Here is a 6806-nt window from a genome sequence, read left to right as displayed (position 1 = left end):
CACCAGCGCCCCGGCGACCAGCGCCGCGCCCCGGGCCACCCCCACCAAGCCCGAGATCACCAACAGCAAGCAGATCGTGCTGATCGATCCGGACGGCAAGCGGTACACGTTCACGACGATGCTCCAGATGGCGGCGGGCATGCGCGCGACCATGGGCGAGAACGCCCCGCCGAACTTCTGCGAGATCTCCTACAAGCAGGGCGTCGAACAGGGTGGGAAGTATCCCGCCGGACGCGAGATGTTCATGGCCGCCTGCCAGGAGGGCTGGCGCAAGGGCGCTCGGCCCTGACCAAGGCCCCGGACGGCCGGGAGGTTGTGTTGGACGAACAGGGTTTCCTGCTGGCCTTGGGAGGCTGCCTCGTCTTGGCCGGGGTCGCTCTGCTTGCCAGAGCGCGGCTGTTCCGCGCCCGTGCGGTGCGGGTCTCCGGTCGGATCACCAAGATCAACCTCATGTTCGTGGAGAACTCGGCCAACGTCCGGGAGGCGACGGTCGAGTTCACCACCGAGGACGGGCGCGAGATCACGACGGAGGCCGGCGACATCGGGTCGCGGCGGCTGCGTGAAGGAAGCCCGGTCACGGTCCTGTACGACCCGAGGAAGCCCACTGTCGCCTATGTCGACGGCACCTCGATGCGCGGCGGCTGGGTCGGCGTAGTCCTCATCTGTTTCGGGCTGTGCTTCGCGCTCGCCCTCGTGCTGGTCCGGCTCTTCGGGCCCGGATGACGTCCATGCGCGGCCGCGTCGGCTAGCGCGCCAGGTGGTCGGTGAAGCCGGCGGCCAGGAGGCGCTGGTAGGCGGCATGGACCTCGGTGGGGATGTCCTGGGGGACGGCGAAGCCCCGGGCGGGGTATTCGATCACTCGTTGCAGGTCGCCGACGATCATGTTGATGACGAAACCCTCGTCGCCGATCGATGCGAGGTACTCGTCGAAGGGCAGGGGCCCGGAGGCGCACACCAGGTCGGGCCGCGGCCAGAGCTTGCGGGCGGTGGCGAATGAGCGGCGCTCCATGTAGGGCTTGGAGATCAGCAGCAGCGAGGTGACCTCGACTCCGGCTTCGGCCAAGGCCGTCCGGGAGTAGTCGATGTTCTGGCCGGTGTTGGCGGCATGGGGCTCGATGATGATCGCTGATTCCGGGACGCCGAGCCCTATGGCGTGCTCCGCGTAATGGACCGCTTCGCCGCGCGGGAACACGTCCTTGGTGGTGGGGCTGTTGCCGCCGGAGAGCACCACGACGGGGAACAGGCCGGCGTGGTACAGCTCGGCGGCATGAGTGGCGACGCCCAGGTCGTGGCTGCCCAGCGCGATGGCCGCCGAGCAGGGGCGCGGCCGGTGCCCCATCAGGTGGTGGTTCCAGATGAGGAGGGCGTCGGCTCGCTGCTCCGCGGTGACGCGCTGGTGGCCGGTCGCCGATTCGGTCATCGCGACACCCTACTTCGGCGGGGAGGCAGGCCGCGGCCGGTGCGGGTCCGGGGGTGCGTAGCGGGTGGCGAGCGCGGTGGCGCGGTCGTGGAGGGAGGCGCGGAGCGACTGGGGGGCCAGGGCTTCCGCGTGCGCGCCGAGTTGCCAGAGCGCCCATTCGGCGTGCCATGAGTCCTGGTAGGTCACTTCCAGGCGCAGCCAGCCGTCCGCGTCGGGGTCCTCGGCGCGGACGGCCAGTGCGGTGCCCAGCAGATCCTCCCGCCGCGCCGGGTGCACCCGGACCAGCACGACGATCTGGTCGCCGGACAGGAAACGGGCGCAGCGCTCCTGCCAGGCGCGGTCGAGGTCGACCTGGCTCGGGCGCTGTGCCGGTTCGGGAAGTTCCTCGGCGGCCAGGACCCGCGACAGGCGGTAGGTGCGGTCCTCGCCGTCTCTCGTGGCCAGCAGGTAGCCCCGGTCGCGTACGGTGACCAGGCCGATCGGGTCCACCGTGCGCCATCGCGGCGGCTGGCCCCTGGCCGCGTAGTGGATGCGGAGCCGTTGTCCGGTGAGGACCGCGCGCCGGACCTCGATCATCGTCGTGCCGGGCACGTCCTCGGTGACCAAGCGGCGTGAGAGCAGGTCGGTCTCGGGCTCGACGAGCAGCCGCCGGGCCGCGTCGCTCGCGGTGGTCCGATGGTTCTCGGGCAGCGCGTCGACCACCTTGCGCATGGCCGAGGCGAGCGCCGAGCCGAGGCCGTACACCTGGTCGCCGCGTCCGGACCCGGCGACCAGGAGGGCGAGGGCCTCGTCGTGGTTCAGTCCGGTGAGCTCGGTCCGGAAACCGGGCAGCAGCGCGAACCCGCCGTGCCGGCCGCGTTCGGCGTAGACGGGGACGCCGGCCGCGGACAGCGCCTCGATGTCGCGCAGGACGGTCCGCGTGGACACCTCCAGCTCGCGCGCCAGCTCGGCCGCGGTCAGCCGGCCGTGCCGGCGCAGCAGCAGCACCAGGGAGACCAGCCGGTCAGCGCGCATGCGTACGACTCTGCCAGAAAACATGACCAAGGATGTCGTGATTTATCGGGAGGCTTAGCGGCACGACATCCCGACGAATCGAATGGAGCTGACGTGGCGATGGAACGAACGGCGGTCAACCCGGTGACGTGGTCGGAGGAGATGGGGTTCAACCAGGGGGAGGTGGTCTCCGGGCACACCCGGACCCTGTACTGCTCCGGGCAGACCGCGATGAGCGACGACGGCAAGCCCCTGCACGACGGTGACATGGCGGCGCAGGTGGCGCTGAGCCTCGACAACCTGGAGGCCGTCCTCGGCGAGGCCGGCATGTCGCTCGGGAACCTCGTCCGGCTGAACGTCTACACCACGGACGTCGACCTGCTCTTCCAGCACTACGGCGTGCTGGCGTCGCGGTTGGGCGCCGCCGGAGTGGCGCCGGCCACCACCATGCTCGGGGTGACCCGGCTGGCGATCCCCACCTTGATGGTCGAGCTTGAGGGGACCGCGGTCGCGTAGAACGCCCCCCGGTGCACCGGCCGCGCCTACCTCACGCCAGGTACGGCGCGGCCGGAGGCGGGATTTGCCGGCGCGCCATCGCGGCGTGTTCCGTCACTCCGGCTCAGGCGGGAAGAGTTCGGACATCCATCTGTCCGCCATGAGGGTGAACGCCGCCGCCGCGGCGACGACCACGAGCGGGAAGTAGGAGAATCCCAGGAAACCCAGGATGCCCGGTGACACCGGGGAGACGGCTCGCGCATCGTCCTGGGCGGGCCACAGGGCAAGGGCGTAGGCGGCCGAGAGGGCGACGACGACGCCGAGGAGGGCCGGCAGGTTGGGGCCGTCCGGTGGCCGGATCGCCCCGGCGACGAACACCAGGCCGCAGACGGAAAGGAACACCCCGAGCAGGCCGAGTACCTCGACGCCGAAGATCCATGCCTTCGAGACGGCGGTGCGCTCTTCGGCGTCTTTCATTTCTTCATAGGAGCGGCCGCCGGCGGGGTAACCCGGAGGAGGCGGGGCCTGCCCTGGCCGGGTCTCCACACATCTCTGGTCCGCGTCGTCCATGACCTCGTGGCCGCAGGTCACCGTGCCGGGTTCCGCGGAGTCGGCCTCGTAGGCGTTGCTCAGTGCGAACCCGGCGGCGATCAGTCCCGCGATCAGCGACAGGATGCCCACGCCCAGCCGAAAGCGCACCGCGTCTCCCTGTTCCGGTCGTCCGCTCTACGGCACGGACAGACCAGAACACCCTAGGCGCAGCATCCTGTGGCCGCACCGCCACGGTGCGGCCACGCGTCGGGCGGGACGGTCAGAGTTCGAACTCGGCGGGGTTCAGGCCCAGGGCGTGGCATGCCTCGCGGACGACGCCCTTCTCGCGGTCGTCGAAGTCGCCGTCCGCGCCGCCGATGATGATGCCGATCTGGACGACGGCGCGTGCCTCGTCGGCCTTCTTCTTGGCCTTGCCGATGTCCTGCAGGACCGCGACCTTGCCGAAGTCGAAGTCGGCGGTCAGCTTGTTGACGTAGTCGTTGAAGCGTCGCTGCAGGTCGTCGGCCGGGAAGTTCTGCAGCACCTCGTTGGAGGCGATCAGCGACGCGGTGCGCTGCCGCTCGGACGGGTCCACGCTCCCGTCGGCGGCCGCGACCAGCGCGCACATCGCCATGCTCGCGTCCCGGAACGCACCGCTCTTCAGATCGTTCTTCCTACTGAGCAACTGCGTCTGCATCGTCTGGGTCGACTCACGCAGCTTGTCCCAGAAAGGCATCGGTCCTCCACTCGTTGTCCGTCTCCCCGACCCTACCCGGGCTGCTACAGATGTAGTAGCAATACACCCCGGCGCGAACGCCGACGTGCCGGTCAGGCGGCGGGGGCGGGGGTGCCGCCCTCGGGCCGGTAGAGCAGGCGCCGCAGCATGTCGGTGATGGTGACGACGCCGAGTACCGTCTCGCCCTCGGTGACCAGGGCCAGCTGGTTGCCGGTCTCCCGCATCCGCGTCATCGCGGCGTAGACGGGGGTGTCGGCTTCGAGCACATAGGCCGGCCTGGTCACGTGGGAGATCCCGGCCGTGTCGGGTTCGGTGAGGGTGTCCCGCACGTGGACGACCTGCCAGGCGGTACCGGGGCCGGGCACCAGGATGCGCAGGTGGCCGGAGGCGTGGCCGACGGCCTGCACGTCGGCGACGGTCGCGTCCGGGGCGACGGTGGTCGGCTCGGTGTCGCCCCTGACCAGGTCGCGGATGCGGAGGTTCCGCAGGTCCAGGGCCTCGGACAGCTGGGCCGAGTAGCCGGCGTCCAGCGCGCCGACGTTGGCGGAGTGCTCGACCAGGTGGCGCAGGGCGTCCGGGTCCTGGCCGGCCTCCACCTGGTCGGCGGCCTCGACGCCGACCTTGCGCAGGCACCAGTTCGCCCACTCGTTCAGGCCGTGCAGCAGGGGCCGGGTCATCTTCATGAAGCCGCGCATCGGCAGCGCCAGCAGCGTGGCCGACCGCTCCGGGTGGGCGATGGCCCAGGACTTGGGCGCCATCTCCCCGACCACCAGGTGCAGGAACGTCACGATGACCAGCGCCAGCGCGAAGCCGGCCGCGTCCGCCAGCCAGTCCGGCGCGCTGAGCGAGCTGATCAGAGGAGTGAGCCAGTGGTGGACGGCGGGCTTCGTGATCGCGCCCAGGGCGAGCGTGCAGATCGTGATGCCGAGCTGGGCGCCCGCCAGCAGCACGGTCAGCTCCGAGGCGCTGCGCAGCGCCGCCCGTGCCGATCGGCTGCTGGGCGCCGCGTCCTCCAGCCGGTGGCGCTTGGCGGCGATGAGCGCGAACTCCACCGCGACGAAGAAGGCGCTCAGCCCGATGATGGCGACGGTCGCGGCGAGCACGATCCAGGGGTTGCTCATCGGTCTGTCCCCTCTCCGCCGGCTCCGGGGGGTTCGGTGTCGACCTGGAGCCGGATGGACGTCGGCACGTGGTTGTCGACCTCCAGCACCTTCGCGTGGACGAACCGTGCGGAAGGTTCGTCGCTGTGCGCGAGGTCCGCCGGGTCCGGCGGGAGCTCGATGTCGAGCTCGGTGCCGACCTCGGGGAGCGCGCCGTACTCGGCGATCACCAGGCCCGCGATGGTCTCGTAGTCGCCCTCGGGCAGCCGGTGGTCGATGGTGCGCTCGACCTCGTCGATGTGGAAGCCGCCGGGGATGATCCAGGCCTCGCCGACGGCGAGCGCCGCGGGTTCGGCGACGTCGGCGTCGTGCTCGTCGGTGATCTCGCCGACGAGTTCCTCGGCCAGGTCCTCCAGCGTGAGGATGCCGGCGAAGCCGCCGAACTCGTCGATCACGCAGGCCAGCTCGCTGCGGTCGGCGGCCAGCCGGTCCAGCGCGGTCGGCAGCGTCATCAGCGTGGGGACGACCGTCGCCGGGCGCATGATCGACCCGACCGGGGCCGCGCGGTCGGCGGCGGTCAGCACGTCGTCCATGTGCACCACGCCGACCACGTGCTCGTCCTCGTCCAGGACGGGGTAGCGCGAATGGCCCGTGCTCATCGCGTTCCTGACCTCGCCGACGGCCGTGGTGTCGTCCATCGTGTCGACCTGCGCCCTGGGGATCATGGCGTGCTCGACGTCCCGGCGCGGGAAGTCGAGGATGCGGTCGAGCAGGATCGACAGGTCCGCCGGGAGGTCGCCGCTGCGCCGCGAGTCGGCGACGATGTGCGCCAGGTCCCGCTCCGTCGCCGAGTGCTCCACATCGTGCACCGGCTCGATGCGCAGCATCCGCAGCAGCAGGTTCGACGACTGGTCGAACACCCAGATCAGCCAGCCGAACGCCTTCAGGTAGAGCAGCGTGGACCGCGACAGCGACCGGGCCACCGGCTCGGGCCGCGCGATGGCGAGGTTCTTGGGGAACAGCTCGCCGAACACCATCTGCACCAGGGTGGACAGCACCAGCGCGAGCACCGTGCCCGCCGCGACGCCGACGCCGGTGGAGACGCCGGCTCCGCCGAGCATGTCGCCGAAGGCGCGGCCGACCAGCGGCTCGGCGACGTAGCCGACCAGCAGCCCGGTCACCGTGATGCCGAGCTGCGCGCCCGACAGCATGAACGAGGTGCGGCGGGTGACCCTGAGCGCGCGGCCGGCGGCGCCGTCGCCGCCTCCGGCCCGCGCTTGCAGGCGAGGCCGGTCCACCGCCATGTAGGCGAATTCCTGGGCGACGAAGTACCCCGTGAGCGCGGTGATCAGCAGGATCACCACCACCCCCAGGAGGAGTGAGAGCAGGGTGATCAACTACGACCCGCCCGCGAGTCGGCGGCGACCGGACCGGTGGAGCGATGGTGGTTCATGGCCCTCTTCGATTGGAACAGATCACTCGCCCAAACGACGAACGACCTGCTCAAGTTCCAGTTCACCCTCCCTATAGT

9 protein-coding genes are annotated in these 6806 nt (G+C 70.6%); 3 read left to right on the top strand and 6 right to left on the bottom strand.

The features are described 5' to 3' along the window. Together E1281_RS40810 and E1281_RS40805 are read left to right on the top strand one after the other, a co-directional pair. A partial coding sequence (locus E1281_RS40810; RefSeq protein WP_165959245.1) for a hypothetical protein occupies window positions 1–289 on the top strand: 289 nt, incomplete at its 5' end. 29 nt (window positions 290–318) lie between these two features. After that, complete coding sequence (locus E1281_RS40805; protein ID WP_165959244.1) at window positions 319–723, top strand: DUF3592 domain-containing protein; 405 nt, start codon at window positions 319–321, stop codon at window positions 721–723. Between the two features lie 22 nt (window positions 724–745). On the opposite strand, the gene E1281_RS35430 is transcribed toward E1281_RS40805, so the two are convergent. Together E1281_RS35430 and E1281_RS35425 are read right to left on the bottom strand one after the other, a co-directional pair. Further along, window positions 746–1420 carry a YdcF family protein gene (locus E1281_RS35430; RefSeq protein WP_131884069.1) on the bottom strand — a complete coding sequence of 225 codons (675 nt, stop codon included), beginning with the start codon at window positions 1418–1420 and terminating at the stop codon, window positions 746–748. A 9-nt stretch (window positions 1421–1429) separates the two neighbouring features. Continuing rightward, window positions 1430–2434, bottom strand: coding sequence for a WYL domain-containing protein (locus tag E1281_RS35425; RefSeq protein ID WP_131884068.1), 1005 nt, complete (start codon window positions 2432–2434; stop codon window positions 1430–1432). A 99-nt stretch (window positions 2435–2533) separates the two neighbouring features. Here E1281_RS35425 and E1281_RS35420 point away from each other — a divergent pair, with 99 nt between their 5' ends. Further along, window positions 2534–2929, top strand: coding sequence for a RidA family protein (locus tag E1281_RS35420; RefSeq protein ID WP_131884071.1), 396 nt, complete (start codon window positions 2534–2536; stop codon window positions 2927–2929). Window positions 2930–3022: 93 nt separating this feature from the next. Here the strand turns inward: E1281_RS35420 and E1281_RS35415 are convergent, their stop codons facing one another. From E1281_RS35415 to E1281_RS35400, 4 genes are all read right to left on the bottom strand, one after another. Then, a complete protein-coding gene (locus E1281_RS35415; protein ID WP_131884067.1) occupies window positions 3023–3607 on the bottom strand; it encodes a hypothetical protein in 585 nt (194 codons plus the stop codon). A 112-nt stretch (window positions 3608–3719) separates the two neighbouring features. After that, window positions 3720–4175: a TerB family tellurite resistance protein gene (locus E1281_RS35410; protein WP_131884066.1), complete on the bottom strand. Its 456-nt coding sequence runs from the start codon at window positions 4173–4175 to the stop codon at window positions 3720–3722. Between the two features lie 92 nt (window positions 4176–4267). After that, window positions 4268–5296: a hemolysin family protein gene (locus E1281_RS35405; RefSeq protein WP_131884065.1), complete on the bottom strand. Its 1029-nt coding sequence runs from the start codon at window positions 5294–5296 to the stop codon at window positions 4268–4270. Further along, window positions 5293–6672 (bottom strand): hemolysin family protein, encoded by a 1380-nt coding sequence (locus E1281_RS35400; protein WP_131884064.1) that lies wholly within the window; start codon window positions 6670–6672, stop codon window positions 5293–5295. Before E1281_RS35400 ends, E1281_RS35405 begins: the two co-directional genes overlap by 4 nt. Window positions 6673–6806 lie beyond the last annotated feature (134 nt).

The organism is Actinomadura sp. KC345, from assembly GCF_004348515.1.
GTDB lineage: Bacteria > Actinomycetota > Actinomycetes > Streptosporangiales > Streptosporangiaceae > Spirillospora.
This window is presented reverse-complemented; position numbering and strand designations above follow the sequence as displayed.